Genomic DNA, 14714 nt, shown 5'->3' on the forward strand with positions numbered 1-14714 from the left:
CGTCAATATAGACGTTATATTTATCTGCTATTTACTGAGTAAAAGAAAAAAGGATATCTTATGATTTCAGCAGCGATTGTTGGTGGTACAGGTTATACAGGTATTGAGCTGATTCGCTTATTATCTGCTCATCCTGAAGTATCTATTGATTTGCTAACCTCGCGTAGTGAAGCTGGTACTCGAGCTGATGAGATATTCCCAAGCTTACGCGGTATATCAGATATCGTCTTTAGCGACTTAGGCGACGATACGCTGGCGACGATACAAGAGTGTGATGTGGTGTTTTTTGCGACACCACACGGCGTAGCAATGCAACAAGCTGAAGCGCTTACTCAAGCTGGTGTAAAGGTCATTGATTTGGCTGCTGACTTTCGTTTGCAGTCATTGACTGACTTTGAAAAGTGGTATAAACAGTCACATGCGTGTCCTGAGCTATTAAAGACCGCTGTTTATGGATTACCTGAAGTCAATCGCGATAAACTTGCAAATGCATTATTGGTGGGCAATCCTGGCTGTTATCCAACCACTGCAATTTTGGGTTTGAAGCCGATTATTGAAGCACAAAATAAACAAGCAGAACGTTTGATTGAATCTCGCATTGTCATTGATGCAAAGTCTGGTGTGTCTGGCGCGGGTCGCCAAGCCTCGCTTGCACTCAATTATGCTGAATCAACAGATAACTTTAAAGCTTATAGCGTCGAGGGGCATCGTCATCTACCTGAAATTGAGCAGGGTGTTGCACAATTATTAGATAGTCAGTTTACCCATCGTATTCGTTTTTTACCGCATTTAGTACCGATGATACGCGGTATGCTAAGCTCAATCCATATGGAGCTGACGGATGCTGGTGCTGCTATCGATTGGCAGCAAGCATTTGAAAACGCCTATGCATCAGAGACGTTCGTTGATGTGATGCCAAAGGGTATTTACCCTGATACACGTAGTGTACGTGCCAGTAATCGTTTACGTATTGCCGTGCATCAAGACAATGATCGTGCTGAGTTGACGGTTATTGTAGTACAAGATAATTTGGTCAAAGGAGCAGCAGGGCAGGCCGTGCAGAATATGAATGTTATGTTTGGTTTTGATGAGTCAATGGGACTGAACTTTGCGCCGATTGTTCCTTAACATCGACTGCTTTATATTCCAATCATTCACATTTACGGTGCTAGGTATTGATTATAAATTCCGCTATAATAACAGGTACTTATTGTTAAGAGATACCGCCTAAATGCGTGTTAAGTTTGTATTACGCTTTTGCTCACAGTCAGCACGTTCATCGTGTATAGACGCCAATCGCCATCGTTTTAGCCCAGTAAGTTCTATAGGCCGCGAGCAGCAAGGCGCGTCTACATTGGTACTGGCGCTATTTGTGGTTGTCATACTGGTAACTGCCATGGTTGGACTAATATTTGGTCATAAGCTCGGCTATCAGCGCGGCTACCACTCTATGGAAACGGAAACCCAGCAAGCACTAATCAATAGTGAAGAGGCGACCGAAGAGCTGGAAGATACGCGTCTTAGTCATAAAATAGCGATCAATCAAGCGGCTACTGCCAAGCAAGAGCTGGCAATAAGCTTAGCCAATGTAAAAGAGCTGAGTGAAAACAAGCAAGAATTGACGGTTGAAAACAGACAGCTTTCGCAGCTCAACGAGTTATATGCTGATATCGTTAGCAGCAAAGGCGGCATGCCATTACAGGTGCTTGGCGCTCATATTAAACCATTACCCGAAAATGCTTTTGAGTATATGTTTGATGTTGGAATGCTTGCCAGTGATGGTGCATCAAAACGACTGACGCCAACATTGACACTGCTTAATGATGATGACTTCGTAGAAGTTCCTTTAGAGTATCCAGTCGATACGATTGAAGGCATTGTTCGTATTCGTGGCCGTTTTATCATGCCATCTAGCTTTAAGCCGTTACAAGTAAAGCTCAGCTTGAAAGCAGGCGGGCAGGAAGTAGAGCAGATCTATGATTGGAAGCTTGGTGCTCGAGTTGACAATATGCCGCTATCACTTTTGGATTTGCCAGAAGTGGATGACAGTCCTATTAAGCCTTAGTTGGTTCTAGATAACTGAGATATGAGAAAGGCAAGTGACAGTACTACAAACAGTAGACTCAGCGAGCCTGATACTATATCTGAATGTGTTAAATCTAATTGTATTAAACTAGCGATTACCTCTCTTCACTATCCCTTATTCCGTAATAAATATACCTATTAATTTGTACTCTAATTATGATAAATCAAGCAATATTACAGACTACGCCAATCGTCTCTGATTGGCATCTCCCAAACATGCCTGCTGACCGTGCGCAAGATGGGGATACGGACGGCGAAACGTCACCACAAGCAGACGTATTAGTGGCAGAGCCGGAAGTGGCTAAGCCACCGATGTATGCAGTCGTTATGTACAATGACAACTATACACCGATGGAATTCGTCGTCTATATTCTGCAATCAGAGTTTCGTCACAGTATGGAATCTGCCGTTGAGATTATGTTGACGATTCACAATGCGAGCAAAGGCATTGCGGGTATTTATCCAAAAGACATTGCGGAGACTAAGGCCAAAAAAGTAAATAGTTTGGCGCATCGTGAAGGATATCCACTACTGACTCAAATAGAGCCGCACCAAGGCGAATAACTGAATCCCTCTATTATGCTGATTTCAATGTTTCGTTTATATGTTCTTACCTTTGATAAATAGCTCACTTGCCACAGTGAGCTAGATAGTTATCTTACATAGAATTTTTTTCACTTCACTGTTTATATAAAAACCCTTCAAATTCTTTGTTGCCTCGTCCATTCTCTCTTTTATCTGTTTAATTCTCTAAGCTTTTATCCTTTATTATTTCTAACACCGTTAGTGTATAGCACGCTTTGATACACTTTAGTCGTTTTTAATAGATTGACTCTGATTGAGTATCGTGTTGATATAAAGAACAGCAAGTATGAGTTATCAACACTCTGGGTTGGTAATAGTTAGTTGATGATAGATAGTACTGTTATTTATACAATCCCTAGACAGTGTCATTTAGTAAGATATTTTAATAATACAGATATTACCCTTGAACAATCCATCTATCGCCCTGATTTACTTACTAACTCATTCATAAAGCTATCAATTATAAAGATAGGTATAACCGTAGGAAGTTGTTATGTTAAGTCGTCATCTTGAAGTTTCTTTGCGTTTAGCAATGACACTTGCGCGTCAAAAATCGCATGAGTATCTAACTGTTGAACACTTACTACTGGCATTGCTAGAAAATACGCACGCCGCCAATACATTGACCGCTTGCAATGCAAATGTCTCAACGCTGCGTACTGAGTTGGAAGCTTATATCAATAAGCATACGCCAACGATAGATGCAGATACAGAGCAATCACCGCAGCCTACCCAAAGCTTTGATCGTATTTTGCAACGTGCTATTTTTCATGTGCAATCTATTGGTGGTGGCCGTTTGGTAGAAGGCTCGGATATCTTGGTATCTATGTTCTCAGAGCATGATACCTATGCTGTTTACCTGCTTAAAAAGCAAGGTATCAGCCGCCTTGAGCTGACTCAGTATTTATCACATGGTCAAGATAAAGAAGAACCCTCTGAGCCGCGTGCTTCGATGACTGGTGAGCGCCGTAATGCCTCAGAGAAAACCAGCAAAGATCCATTGGTGGAGTTTGCGACCAATTTAAACCAACGTGCTGCTGAAGGTAAAACGGATCCATTGATTGGACGTACCTCTGAAATTGAGCGTGCTGCGCAAGTACTGTGTCGTCGCCGTAAAAACAACCCATTGTTAGTCGGTGAACCTGGTGTGGGTAAAACCTCTATTGCTGAAGGTTTAGCATGGTTGATTATCAATGACAAAGCACCAAAACCATTGAATGGTTGCGTTATTTATAGCCTAGATATTGGTTCATTAATCGCTGGCACAAAATACCGCGGTGATTTTGAAAAACGTATGAAGTCGTTGCTTGACGCATTAAAGAATAAACCTAATGCGATTTTATTCATTGATGAGATTCATATGATTATTGGCGCAGGGTCGTCAATGAGTAGTAATATGGATGTGTCGAACTTGATCAAACCGGCACTTGCTAATGGTGAGCTACGCTGTATAGGTTCTACGACCTTTACCGAGTATCGTCAGGTATTTGAGAAAGATCATGCGCTATCACGTCGTTTCCAAAAAATCGATGTAAAAGAACCAAGCGTTGATGACAGTATCGACATCTTACGTGGTCTAAAGCCTCGCTATGAAGAATTCCATAACGTTGAATATACAGATGAAGCATTGGTTACCGCTGTTCAGTTATCTGCTAAACATATTCACGAGCGCTTTTTACCAGACAAAGCCATTGATGTGATTGATGAAGCGGGTGCTTATAAGCGTTTGGGCGTGATTCCAGATGCGGATGATATCGATGCAGAAGAAAGCTTCATTGCTGATTTAGAGCAAGACTTTGATGCTCAGATCGATGCTGATGAAGAAGATTTTGACGGTGTGACTCACAGCGAGATTGACAGTAATGAAATGCAGGATGAAGCAGATACTGCTAAAGTCAACGATCGCGTTCAATCATCTAAAGATTCAAAAGCTGCGAAAAAACGACCACCGATGAAAATTGATGTGGCCGATATTGAAGCCATCGTTGCTAAGCTTGCACGTATTCCACCCAAGTCAGTGTCTAGCGATGATAAGAGTATTCTCAAGCATCTAGATCGTGATCTCAAGCATTTAGTATTTGGTCAAGATGAAGCGATTGAAACATTAGCAGATGCGATTAAGCTGTCTCGTGCTGGCCTAAAGGCACCAGATAAGCCTATCGGCTCGTTTATGTTTGCTGGTCCTACAGGCGTGGGTAAGACAGAAGTATCGCGTCAATTAGCCAATTTGCTTGGTGTCGAGTTAGTTCGCTTTGATATGTCAGAGTATATGGAAGCACATACGGCTTCACGCTTGATCGGCGCGCCTCCTGGCTATGTCGGTTATGATCAGGGCGGTCTGTTGACTGAAAAAATCAATCAGCATCCACATTGTGTCTTATTACTTGATGAAATCGAAAAAGCGCATCCTGATGTATTCAACTTGTTACTACAAGTGATGGATCACGGTACTTTGACTGATAATAATGGCCGCGTTGCTATCTTCAAGCAAGTTATCGTTATTATGACCACCAACGTTGGTGCTGACAGTATTAGCCGCTCATCTATGGGCTTTACTCAGCAAGACCACAGTCGTGATAATACAGAGTCGCTCAAACGTGTCTTTACGCCAGAATTCCGCAACCGTCTTGATGCAATTATCCAGTTCAACCCATTAGATACGTCGGTCGTGGTATCAGTTGTCGATAAATTCTTGGTTGAGTTACAAGTGCAGCTTGATGATAAGCAAGTGACTTTAGAGATTGATGATGATGTTCGTAACTATCTAGCTGATAAAGGCTACGATCGCCTAATGGGTGCACGTCCTATGCAGCGTCTGATTCAAGACGAGATCAAAAAACCATTGGCAAGCATGATTTTGTTTGGTGACTTGGTCAATGGTGGGGTTGTACACCTAACACTAGAGCCTGAAGACAGTTCTGAGCAAGATGACAAGTCCGTTAAGATTGAAAAAACGAATGGTAAGACTTCAGATAAAGGTTCAGCAGACAGTCGTATTATTTTGACGGTCGTCGAAACACATGAGCCATATCCAGACTCTGAGTCGTTAGCCAGCTAAGATTTTTGTTATCAATAAAACAAGAACGGTTACCATGTTGCTACGGTAGCCGTTTTTTTATTGCTATAATTCATCATAAAACCAATGTATGAGTCTACTTATTCTAATGTGAAAGACTTGTTCATGTAGACTTATCTAGGGCGTGTCATCATTTAGATTGTGTGGCTTAAAATGAGAAAAATTGCAGTCAAACAAGGAAGAACTCGCCGTAAATATGAACATATTGACAAGATTTCTGACGATGTTTGACAAAATTTAGCCATTTTAAGGCCACTAAATTTATCAATGTGCTAATTGATGACATGCCCTAGTATTTATATGATGTATAACAAATAAAAAAGGATATATTATGGAACTGTTTGATGAGCAGACGACCAAAACCCCCGAGCAAAAGCAAGCGATTTTAGACAATGTACGCCTGCCAACAGATTGGAAAACAGCATTAGCAGATGAGCTAACCTCTGATAATATGGATAATCTGCGTGCGTTTTTAAAAGAAGCGTACCAATCAGAGGAAAGCGTTTATCCGCCAGCACCGCTGATGTTCAATGCCTTTAACCTAACGCCTTTATCACAAGTCAAAGTCGTGATATTAGGTCAGGACCCTTACCATCGTCCAGGACAGGCCATGGGACTATCGTTTTCTGTGCCAAAAGTTATTCCAAAACCGCCATCGCTTAATAACCTGTTGAAAGAAATGGCTACTGATATTGGTCTGAAACCATCAGCACATGGTGACTTAACGTATTGGGCGCAGCAGGGAGTCTTGTTATTAAACAGCTCGTTGACTGTAAAAGAGGGTGAGCCGAATAGTCATCAAAATCAAGGGTGGGAGCAGTTCACTGATGCGGTGATTGATGTGGTCAATGAACAAACAGAGCGTACAGTGTTTATATTATGGGGCAGTAAAGCACAGAAGAAGGGTAAGTATATCAATACAGATAAGCATCTTATTCTGACGGCGGTGCATCCTTCACCACTTGCCGCTAACCGCGGTGGTTTTTTCGGCTCTAAGCCATTTTCTAAGACCAATGACTATTTGGTACAGTATGGTCAGACACCGATTGATTGGCAGTTACCGCAATAGATGATAAATATACCGGATATAAGCTTGAAACCATACCAATCCTTGAATCGTCAGCCAGTTATCGAAGATATTCAGACCAGTATATTTTGGTCAACTGAAGATGTTAAGTGGATGCAAGAAGCGCTCAAGCTTGCTAAACAAGGTGCTGAGCATGGAGAAGTGCCAGTAGGGGCGATACTAGTACACGATCAGCAGGTCATAGGGCAGGGGTTCAATGAGCCAATTGGTCGCCATGATGCGACTGCACATGCCGAAATTATCGCATTGAGAGATGCCTGTACTCGTTTAAATAACTATCGCTTGCCATTACAGACAACGCTGTATGTTACCTTAGAGCCTTGCACGATGTGTGTTGGGGCGCTGATCCATGCACGGGTAGAAAGGCTAGTCTATGCGGCGAGTGAGCCAAGAGCAGGTATGGTTGGTAGTCAGATGAACTTGCCGATGCAGCCTTTTTATAATCACAGTATTCAAGTAAACAGAGGTCTTTGTAGCGAGCACAGTAGTCAAATACTCAAAAGCTTTTTTCGCGAACGACGAAAACTGGCCAAAATGAAATCAAAATAATCTGTTAACAAGATATCGGACTTGTCGCTAGTGATAGGGATGTTTCTTTGCTATAATATTGCCCTATTTAATGGCGAAGTTGTCAGCCATATGATTGTTGTCTCCGATTAAGTGATTATTATGACCGTTTCTACAACTGATAACACCGCACTTCATAATGATAATAGTCAAACGCAACCATTGCGTTATCCTGTTATTTGTATTGATGGGCCGAGCGGTGCAGGCAAAGGCACGGTTACATGGCGCTTAGCTCAAGCATTGGACTATCAGTTGCTTGATTCGGGTGCTCTATATCGTATTGTAGGACTCAAGGCTTTCGAAGCTGGTTTGGTTACCGCAGATACCAGTCAAACCATTGATGAGATGGCGGTATTAAAGTTGACACAAAGCTTAGAGATTGCATTTGTGCCTAATAATGCGTCAGGACGTGTTGATATTCTGGTGAATGATGAGGCAGTCGGTGAGCAGGTACGTAACGAAACAGTTGGAGGCTATGCATCACAGATAGCAATCTTTCCAAAAGTTCGTGAAGCGTTGTTAAAATTACAACAGGACATGGCAACTCGTTCAGGTTTGGTTGCTGATGGCCGTGATATGGGAACGGTAGTATTCCCAAATGCTGATGTTAAGGTGTTTTTGACCGCCAGTGCTGAAGCGCGTGCTGAGCGCCGTGTGGCACAGTTATTGAACGCTGGGCAAACAGCAGACTTTGATGCAATCTTAACAACGATTAAAGCTCGTGATGATCGTGATGAAAATCGTAGCACTGCACCGTCGAAACCTGCAGAGGATGCCTTGCTGCTTGATAGTTCAATACTAGATGCTGATACTGTATACGAACAAGTGAAGAAACACTGTCAGACCAAAGGCATATTCTTTAATAGTTAATAAAAACAACATATTAAGCATTAAAAGCTTTGCTATGAGGTTTGGTTTTAGTATAAAATTGTAGTAGTGAAATTTATAGGGCTTACCAGGCCCTAAGAAAGCATGGTTTGATAGAATAGATAACGAAATTTTCAGGTAAGACAGACAGTTGTTGTTAATAATTTCAGTAAAACATGCGCTTATTAACAACAAACGTTTTTATATATGATTGTATGGGATAAAAAACCAGTATTCTCGTTTTATGCAATCATAAATTTGATCCGTACTGTGCTGGACAGGATACGGCTATACAAAGGTAGACATAATGGAATCATTTGCTGAACTATTTGAAGCGAGCATCGAAGAAACAGGTCTGGATATCGAGCGTGGCTCGGTTATCACTGGTACTGTTGTAGCCATCGATAGCGACTGGATCACTGTTGACACTGGTCTGAAGTCTGAAGGTATTGTCGCTCGTGAAGAGTTTTTAAGCGAAGAAGGCGAACTTGAAGTTGAAGTTGGCGATAGTGTTGATGTCGTGGTTGAAGCAGTTGATAACGGCATGGGTCAAACCTTGCTATCACGTGAAAAAGCTAAGCGTGTTGAAACTTGGAACTTCCTTGAGAAAATTGCTGACAACGATGAAATCGTAAAAGGTATCATTTCAAGCAAAGTTAAAGGCGGTTTCACTGTAGATATCGGTTCAGTACGCGCATTCTTACCAGGTTCATTGGTAGATGTACGTCCTATCCGTGATACGACGCATCTTGAAGGCAAAGAGCTAGAATTCAAAGTTATCAAACTTGATCAAAAACGCAACAACGTTGTAGTTAGCCGTCGTGCAGTTATGGAAGCTGAAAATTCAGCTGAGCGCGAAGAGCTATTGAACAAGCTTGAAGAAGGCATCGAAATCGAAGGTATCGTTAAGAACCTTACTGATTACGGCGCATTCGTTGATCTTGGCGGTATTGATGGTCTATTGCACATCACTGATATGGCATGGCGCCGTATTAAGCACCCATCAGAAGTTGTTGAAGTTGGTCAAGACCTAAAAGTTAAAGTATTGAAGTTTGACCGTGAGCGCAATCGCGTAAGCCTAGGTCTAAAACAACTTGGTACTGATCCTTGGGATAACGTTGGCGGAACTTATCCAGTAGGTAGTGTTGTTAAAGCACGCGTAACTAACCTAACTGATTATGGTTGTTTTGCTGAGATTTCTGAAGGTATTGAAGGTCTAGTACACGTATCAGAAATGGATCATACCAACAAAAACATCCATCCATCTAAAGTTGTTCAAGTGGGTGATGAAGTTGAAGTAATGATTCTTGATATCGACGAAGAACGTCGCCGTATCAGCCTAGGTATCAAACAAACTCTTGCTAACCCATGGGATGAGTTTGATAAGAAACATGAGCGCGGTGATAAAATCACTGGTACTATCAAATCAATCACTGACTTCGGTATCTTTATCGGTCTAGACGGTGGTATTGATGGTCTTGTTCATCTATCTGATATCTCTTGGAACGAAACTGGCGAAGACGCTATCCGTAACTACAACAAAGGCGACACCGTTGAAGCAATGGTATTGTCAGTAGATGCAGAAGCTAACCGTATCAGCTTAGGCGTTAAGCAGTTAAGCTCTGATCCATTCAACGAATACCTAGTCAACAATGACCGTGGTGCTATCGTTAATGGTAAAGTGAAAGAAGTAGACGCTAAAGGTGCTACTATCGAACTTGCTGACGAAGTAGAAGCTTATCTACGTGCCTCTGAGATCCAACGTGACCGCGTTGAAGATGCCACTAAGCATCTAACTGTTGGTGATGATGTTGAAGCTAAAATCATCAGTGTTGATCGCAAAACGCGCAACATCAACTTGTCTATCAAAGCGAAAGACGAAGCTGAAGAGCGTCAAGCAATTAAAGAACTAAGCAGCACAAGTACTACTGCCGCTGCCGGTTCTGAAGCTCAACCAAAAACTATTGGTGACTTGATCAAAGAACAAATGCAGTAAGCTGCTAAGTTATTGATATAAAGTAATATAAAAGAAGCGACTCCGGTCGCTTTTTTTTATGAATAAATTTTGATATTACTATTAACAGGTGATGTTTTTGCCCAAAGAGGCAAACTCTTATTTTCATTTACGGTAATATCCGCTATCATTTGCAACATTGAGTAACAAGATGTGAGTCCCTACTTATTCAAAGCGATAGGCCGTTCTAAAGACCGAGTTTTTATCCTTACTATTTTTTTATCCTTACTATTTTAAGGATGTATTGATTTAGCAGCAGTTATTGGAATAAATACCGTTATTTGAATAACCTAAAATATCGTTTTGACTCACAATCATCTTATCCATTAATTTACAAGGCAAGCGTAATAATGCAGCAAGCGATTAACAAGTCCGAATTTATTAGTAATTTGAGTGCGAACTGTGACAATATGACTGATACAGTTGTCGATGATGCAGTACGCGAAATATTAACTTTAATGACCCATACTTTAGCCAATGATGGCCGAGTAGAGGTTCGTGGGTTCGGTAGTTTTTGTCTACACCATCGCCGTGCACGTCTAGGACGCAATCCTAAAACAGGGGAAAGCGTGCCAGTACCTGCTAAGGCTATTCCTCATTTTAAACCAGGCAAAGCACTACGTGAAGCGGTCAATGACACAGTTGCAACTAGCTAAATGTTGTCATAAACCATTTATTGAATAAGCATTTTTTATAAAATGTTTTATCAGTCGCTCATATCACCTATTTATTCTGAATACATTAACGGCATTTCCAACTAAGGTAACCGTCTCATGCGCTTTTTACTGTTTGTATTACTGTTTCTGAGCTTTGCCTATGCGCTTGGTTTGGTGTTGGCAAATAATACTGAAGTTGGTGTAAATTTACTGTTCTCGCAAGCGCCTACGATGAATCTAGGGCTGCTACTGATACTTTGTCTGATGCTGGGTATCGTTATTGGTATTTTGCTAGCACTGCTTATTTTCCGTGTTTTACAAAACAAGTGGGAAATTTCGCGTTTGCAAAAAGCAAAAACCAATCTACAAGAGCAACTCACACAAGCCAATATAGTCATCGATCGTCAAGCGAATTCGCCAACGGTAGAAGAGGCCGTTTATGGCTCTACGGCGACTAATGTACAGGATGGAGTGGATAGTGACTTAGATGAAAGTGCTGCTCTTACTAAACATAAGCGAGACTAAACCATCTCGCAATGAATCTGCGGTTAAGTTAGATATACTTCTTCAATAACTCCGATATCAATATGGCTAAGTCATGAATAATATAATTAAGTCTCCAGTCGTCGTTGCTCTAGATAATATGACCATGGAAGCCTCTTTAGCGCTAGCGGATCAATTAGATCCAGCATTATGTCGATTAAAAGTAGGCAAAGAGCTTTTTACTCGCTGTGGTCCTGACATAGTGAAGGCACTGCATCAGCGTAATTTTGATGTGTTTTTAGATTTGAAATTTCATGATATTCCTAACACTACTGCACAAGCAGTTTTGGCAGCGGCTGAGCTGGGTATATGGATGGTGAACGTCCATGCAAGTGCAGGTCTAGAAGCAATGTCATTAGCCAAGCAGCGTTTACTAGATAATGGTTTTGATACCTTGCTGATAGCAGTCACTGTATTGACCTCTATGGACAATGAAGCGCTGACGCAAACGGGCATTACTGATGGTCTGGATGCGCACGTGAGTAGACTGGCACAATTGACCAAGCAAGCTGGACTTGATGGTGTGGTGTGCTCAGCACAAGAAGCTAAAACGCTTAAAGCATTGTGTGGTCAAGATTTTAAACTTATTACTCCCGGTATTCGTCTGCTAGAAGACAATGCTGATGATCAAAAACGTATTTGCACGCCTAAGCAAGCACTCAGTGACGGTTCGGATTACTTAGTCATTGGGCGTTCAATCACACAGGCAGAAAACCCTGCTGCGAAACTGCAGAAGATACTACAAAGTATTTAGGCCACGCTTTAATAAATTGTAATGCCTGAACGATAAAAAGACAGCCTAACTCGCTGTCTTTTTTGCTTTTTGCGGGTAGGTAAAAGGTGCTAAACTATTTGTGTTTATTCAATGATATTGGCTTATATGAAATTACAGATTTTGAGTGACTTACATATTGATAGTTATGCTCGTCAGTCACATCCGATAGGGCATATCCCTAAAACCGACGCAGATGTGGTGCTAGTAGCGGGAGATACTGCAAATAGTGACAATGGTATGCCATGGTTACAGGAGCAAGCTGCGCGTCTGCAAGTCCCTCTAATCACTATCGCAGGCAACCATGAGTACTTCAATGAAAATGTACTGCATTTCGATAAGAAACTAGCGACTTGGGACAATTATAATATCGAGTCGAATGAAGGCGTTCGGGTTTTGCAGTGTCAGCATATGGATATTGGTGAAATGCGAATCCTAGGCTGTACGCTCTGGACGGATTATCAGTATCAAGCCAATGAGGATACGATGGCAGCTGCTAGTCGCTTTATGCGTGATTACAAACAAATATATGCCGGTAGCGAGTTGTTTTCACCTGAGGTCTCTATGCAACTTCATGCCGAGCAGCGTCAATGGTTACAGCAAGCATTAATCACTGCTAATAAACTTGGCAAAAAAACCGTGGTGATGAGTCATCATAGTGTTAGCCCGTTATCTGTGTCTGAGAAGTATGCTAATTTGCCGAGTAACGCCGCTTTTATCAGTGATCTCTCCGGATGGATGCATGAGGAGTGGGCGCCGACACTCTGGGTACATGGACATACCCATGAAGCATTTGATTATCAGATTGGTAAGACGCGGGTGATTGTTAATCCACGTGCTTATCCAAATGAAGTAAGTAGTACAGCATTAGAGTTCTCATGGGATAGAGTGATTGATATCGGTTAGCGTGCATCTGTAGAGATACAGGCATTGTTAGCAATAATGTCATAGCAGTGTTAAGAGTGACAGCCCTATTTTTGAGCAGCTTTGGGTACAATCATTGACGCCTATACGATGATTATACTGATATTTTGTTCATTCCTACCAAAAAATCTGCTACGCTTGTTGTCATGAGTAAATACACGAACGATACTTTATCAAAATTATCTGCTGAAAAGCTTGGGACTCATATTCCAAGTGCACCAGCACCTTCGCACCTGCCTGATAGTATGATCTCATCAGTCAGCTTATTGCCCGAAAACAAGCGATTGATTTTGTTTACTAGGCACTCTCTACGCGAGCGTTCTGATGGGAATGGTTTTGCCAGCTATCAGTTGCCACTGACACCTAAAGGTCGCGTGTTGGCAAAATCTTGGGGTCGTTGGTTGGCAGGACATCTGCCGTACTCCCTCAATGTCGATAGTATCTCAAGCCCTATAGGTCGCTGTATTGATACGGCGCAGCTGATGCAAGAAGGGGCAGGGCTACGACGAGATATTGCACATCAATCACTACTGGTTGAGCCTGGCAGCCTCGTTACTGAACCTGAAATAGCCAATCCAGTATTCAAAGAGATAGGTGTGCTTAACTTCATCAATCGATTCTTACAAGGCAATCTTGAAGGCACCAAAAACGCCTATCAAGGTGGTCTCGACATCTTATCGCTATTTTATCAACACCAGCCTGAGCATGGGCATCTTATGCTTGCCGTCAGTCATGATACGCTACTGTCTGCATTTTTAGCCGTGATGTTTGATGTGGTCGAGATTGATTGGAATGATTGGCCAAAAATGATGGAAGGAGTGTTTTTGTGGTTTGATGATTTGCCATTTGAGCAAGCCAACGCGCATTTTGTTTGGCGTGGTGAGGTTTATACTCGTCCAATTCATACTCTGTTAGAGGGTTACCGTGCTGCAGGGTATCATCCTAGCAAATTACTGCTACCACCAGAAGTGAAATGGACTTGATATCAGCATAGTCAGCGAACTACTAAACCGCTAGGGTGTTACCCTCCCTAGAGGTACTATATGTACAATCTACGGTCGGCTGCCTTGTAGCTGTTTTAGATTTCTTTGATTATATAAATTGAATCAGTGAGTTTTAAACAGGCATAAAAAAACCTTGCCCCAGTATTAGAACCAGTGACAAGGTTTTAGTCATTACACTGTAAAGCGTAATGCGGTCTAAACGCGACCAATCTTAAGCTTGAAGGCCTTTGATTGTTTTGTTTAGGCGGCTCTTACGACGAGCAGCTTTATTCTTATGAATAATACCTTTGTCAGCCATACGATCAAGAACTGGTACCGCTTTTTTGTAAGCTTCGGTAGCCGCGTCATAATCTTTAGCTACGATAGCCGCATCAACACGTTTTAAGTAAGTACGAACCATAGAGCGTTGTGACGCAGAGTTCTGACGACGTTTGGTGTTTTGACGGGCGCGTTTACGAGCTTGTGCAGTATTAGCCACGCGTATCTCCTTGATAAAGACAGATAAAATATGAATGTTGATTGCAATAAAGGGTT

14 protein-coding genes are annotated in these 14714 nt (G+C 41.9%); 13 read left to right on the forward strand and 1 reads right to left on the reverse strand.

Annotated elements, in window-relative coordinates:
• Positions 1-60: 60 nt before the first annotated feature.
• The 13 genes from argC (at position 61) to I6E84_RS13195 (ending at position 14159) form a co-directional block, all read left to right on the forward strand.
• Positions 61-1128, forward strand: coding sequence for an N-acetyl-gamma-glutamyl-phosphate reductase (gene argC, locus I6E84_RS13135; protein WP_197218431.1), 1068 nt, complete (start codon positions 61-63; stop codon positions 1126-1128).
• Positions 1129-1231: 103 nt separating this feature from the next.
• Complete coding sequence (locus tag I6E84_RS13140) at positions 1232-2065, forward strand: hypothetical protein (RefSeq protein ID WP_197218432.1); 834 nt, start codon at positions 1232-1234, stop codon at positions 2063-2065.
• A gap of 176 nt (positions 2066-2241) precedes the next feature.
• Positions 2242-2649 carry an ATP-dependent Clp protease adaptor ClpS gene (locus tag I6E84_RS13145; protein WP_197218433.1) on the forward strand — a complete coding sequence of 136 codons (408 nt, stop codon included), beginning with the start codon at positions 2242-2244 and terminating at the stop codon, positions 2647-2649.
• Between the two features lie 514 nt (positions 2650-3163).
• Positions 3164-5728: an ATP-dependent Clp protease ATP-binding subunit ClpA gene (gene clpA, locus I6E84_RS13150; RefSeq protein ID WP_197218434.1), complete on the forward strand. Its 2565-nt coding sequence runs from the start codon at positions 3164-3166 to the stop codon at positions 5726-5728.
• Positions 5729-6077: 349 nt separating this feature from the next.
• A complete protein-coding gene (locus tag I6E84_RS13155) occupies positions 6078-6815 on the forward strand; it encodes a uracil-DNA glycosylase (protein WP_197218435.1) in 738 nt (245 codons plus the stop codon).
• On the forward strand, positions 6816-7382 hold the full coding sequence (tadA, locus tag I6E84_RS13160; protein WP_197218436.1) for a tRNA adenosine(34) deaminase TadA: 567 nt from the start codon (positions 6816-6818) through the stop codon (positions 7380-7382). It abuts the gene before it with no gap.
• 120 nt (positions 7383-7502) lie between these two features.
• Positions 7503-8270, forward strand: a complete 768-nt coding sequence (gene cmk, locus I6E84_RS13165; RefSeq protein WP_197218437.1) for a (d)CMP kinase — start codon at positions 7503-7505, stop codon at positions 8268-8270.
• Between the two features lie 304 nt (positions 8271-8574).
• The gene (gene rpsA, locus I6E84_RS13170) at positions 8575-10263 is read left to right on the forward strand and encodes a 30S ribosomal protein S1 (protein ID WP_110922399.1); all 1689 of its coding nucleotides are present in this window, start codon (positions 8575-8577) and stop codon (positions 10261-10263) included.
• Between the two features lie 368 nt (positions 10264-10631).
• The gene (locus I6E84_RS13175; protein WP_110922400.1) at positions 10632-10937 is read left to right on the forward strand and encodes an integration host factor subunit beta; all 306 of its coding nucleotides are present in this window, start codon (positions 10632-10634) and stop codon (positions 10935-10937) included.
• A 117-nt stretch (positions 10938-11054) separates the two neighbouring features.
• The gene (locus I6E84_RS13180) at positions 11055-11462 is read left to right on the forward strand and encodes a lipopolysaccharide assembly protein LapA domain-containing protein (RefSeq protein WP_197218438.1); all 408 of its coding nucleotides are present in this window, start codon (positions 11055-11057) and stop codon (positions 11460-11462) included.
• Positions 11463-11535: 73 nt separating this feature from the next.
• On the forward strand, positions 11536-12234 hold the full coding sequence (gene pyrF / locus I6E84_RS13185; protein ID WP_197218439.1) for an orotidine-5'-phosphate decarboxylase: 699 nt from the start codon (positions 11536-11538) through the stop codon (positions 12232-12234).
• A gap of 126 nt (positions 12235-12360) precedes the next feature.
• Positions 12361-13158, forward strand: coding sequence for a metallophosphoesterase (locus tag I6E84_RS13190; RefSeq protein ID WP_227681529.1), 798 nt, complete (start codon positions 12361-12363; stop codon positions 13156-13158).
• A 164-nt stretch (positions 13159-13322) separates the two neighbouring features.
• Positions 13323-14159, forward strand: a complete 837-nt coding sequence (locus I6E84_RS13195) for a histidine phosphatase family protein (RefSeq protein ID WP_197218442.1) — start codon at positions 13323-13325, stop codon at positions 14157-14159.
• A 232-nt stretch (positions 14160-14391) separates the two neighbouring features.
• Here I6E84_RS13195 and rpsT read toward each other — a convergent pair whose 3' ends face one another.
• Positions 14392-14658 carry a 30S ribosomal protein S20 gene (rpsT, locus tag I6E84_RS13200; protein ID WP_110922405.1) on the reverse strand — a complete coding sequence of 89 codons (267 nt, stop codon included), beginning with the start codon at positions 14656-14658 and terminating at the stop codon, positions 14392-14394.
• Positions 14659-14714 lie beyond the last annotated feature (56 nt).

Source organism: Psychrobacter sp. SCQQ22 (assembly GCF_015864605.1).
In the GTDB taxonomy this organism is placed as follows: domain Bacteria; phylum Pseudomonadota; class Gammaproteobacteria; order Pseudomonadales; family Moraxellaceae; genus Psychrobacter; species Psychrobacter fozii.

Coding starts and splice junctions, on each gene's coding strand:
- tadA (WP_197218436.1), top strand. CDS start 6,816: ATGATAAATATACCGGATATAAGCTTGAAACCATACCAATCCTTGAAT.
- I6E84_RS13180 (WP_197218438.1), top strand. CDS start 11,055: ATGCGCTTTTTACTGTTTGTATTACTGTTTCTGAGCTTTGCCTATGCG.
- cmk (WP_197218437.1), top strand. CDS start 7,503: ATGACCGTTTCTACAACTGATAACACCGCACTTCATAATGATAATAGT.
- I6E84_RS13175 (WP_110922400.1), top strand. CDS start 10,632: ATGCAGCAAGCGATTAACAAGTCCGAATTTATTAGTAATTTGAGTGCG.
- I6E84_RS13195 (WP_197218442.1), top strand. CDS start 13,323: ATGAGTAAATACACGAACGATACTTTATCAAAATTATCTGCTGAAAAG.
- argC (WP_197218431.1), top strand. CDS start 61: ATGATTTCAGCAGCGATTGTTGGTGGTACAGGTTATACAGGTATTGAG.
- I6E84_RS13140 (WP_197218432.1), top strand. CDS start 1,232: ATGCGTGTTAAGTTTGTATTACGCTTTTGCTCACAGTCAGCACGTTCA.
- I6E84_RS13190 (WP_227681529.1), top strand. CDS start 12,361: ATGAAATTACAGATTTTGAGTGACTTACATATTGATAGTTATGCTCGT.
- I6E84_RS13155 (WP_197218435.1), top strand. CDS start 6,078: ATGGAACTGTTTGATGAGCAGACGACCAAAACCCCCGAGCAAAAGCAA.
- I6E84_RS13145 (WP_197218433.1), top strand. CDS start 2,242: ATGATAAATCAAGCAATATTACAGACTACGCCAATCGTCTCTGATTGG.
- rpsA (WP_110922399.1), top strand. CDS start 8,575: ATGGAATCATTTGCTGAACTATTTGAAGCGAGCATCGAAGAAACAGGT.
- clpA (WP_197218434.1), top strand. CDS start 3,164: ATGTTAAGTCGTCATCTTGAAGTTTCTTTGCGTTTAGCAATGACACTT.
- pyrF (WP_197218439.1), top strand. CDS start 11,536: ATGAATAATATAATTAAGTCTCCAGTCGTCGTTGCTCTAGATAATATG.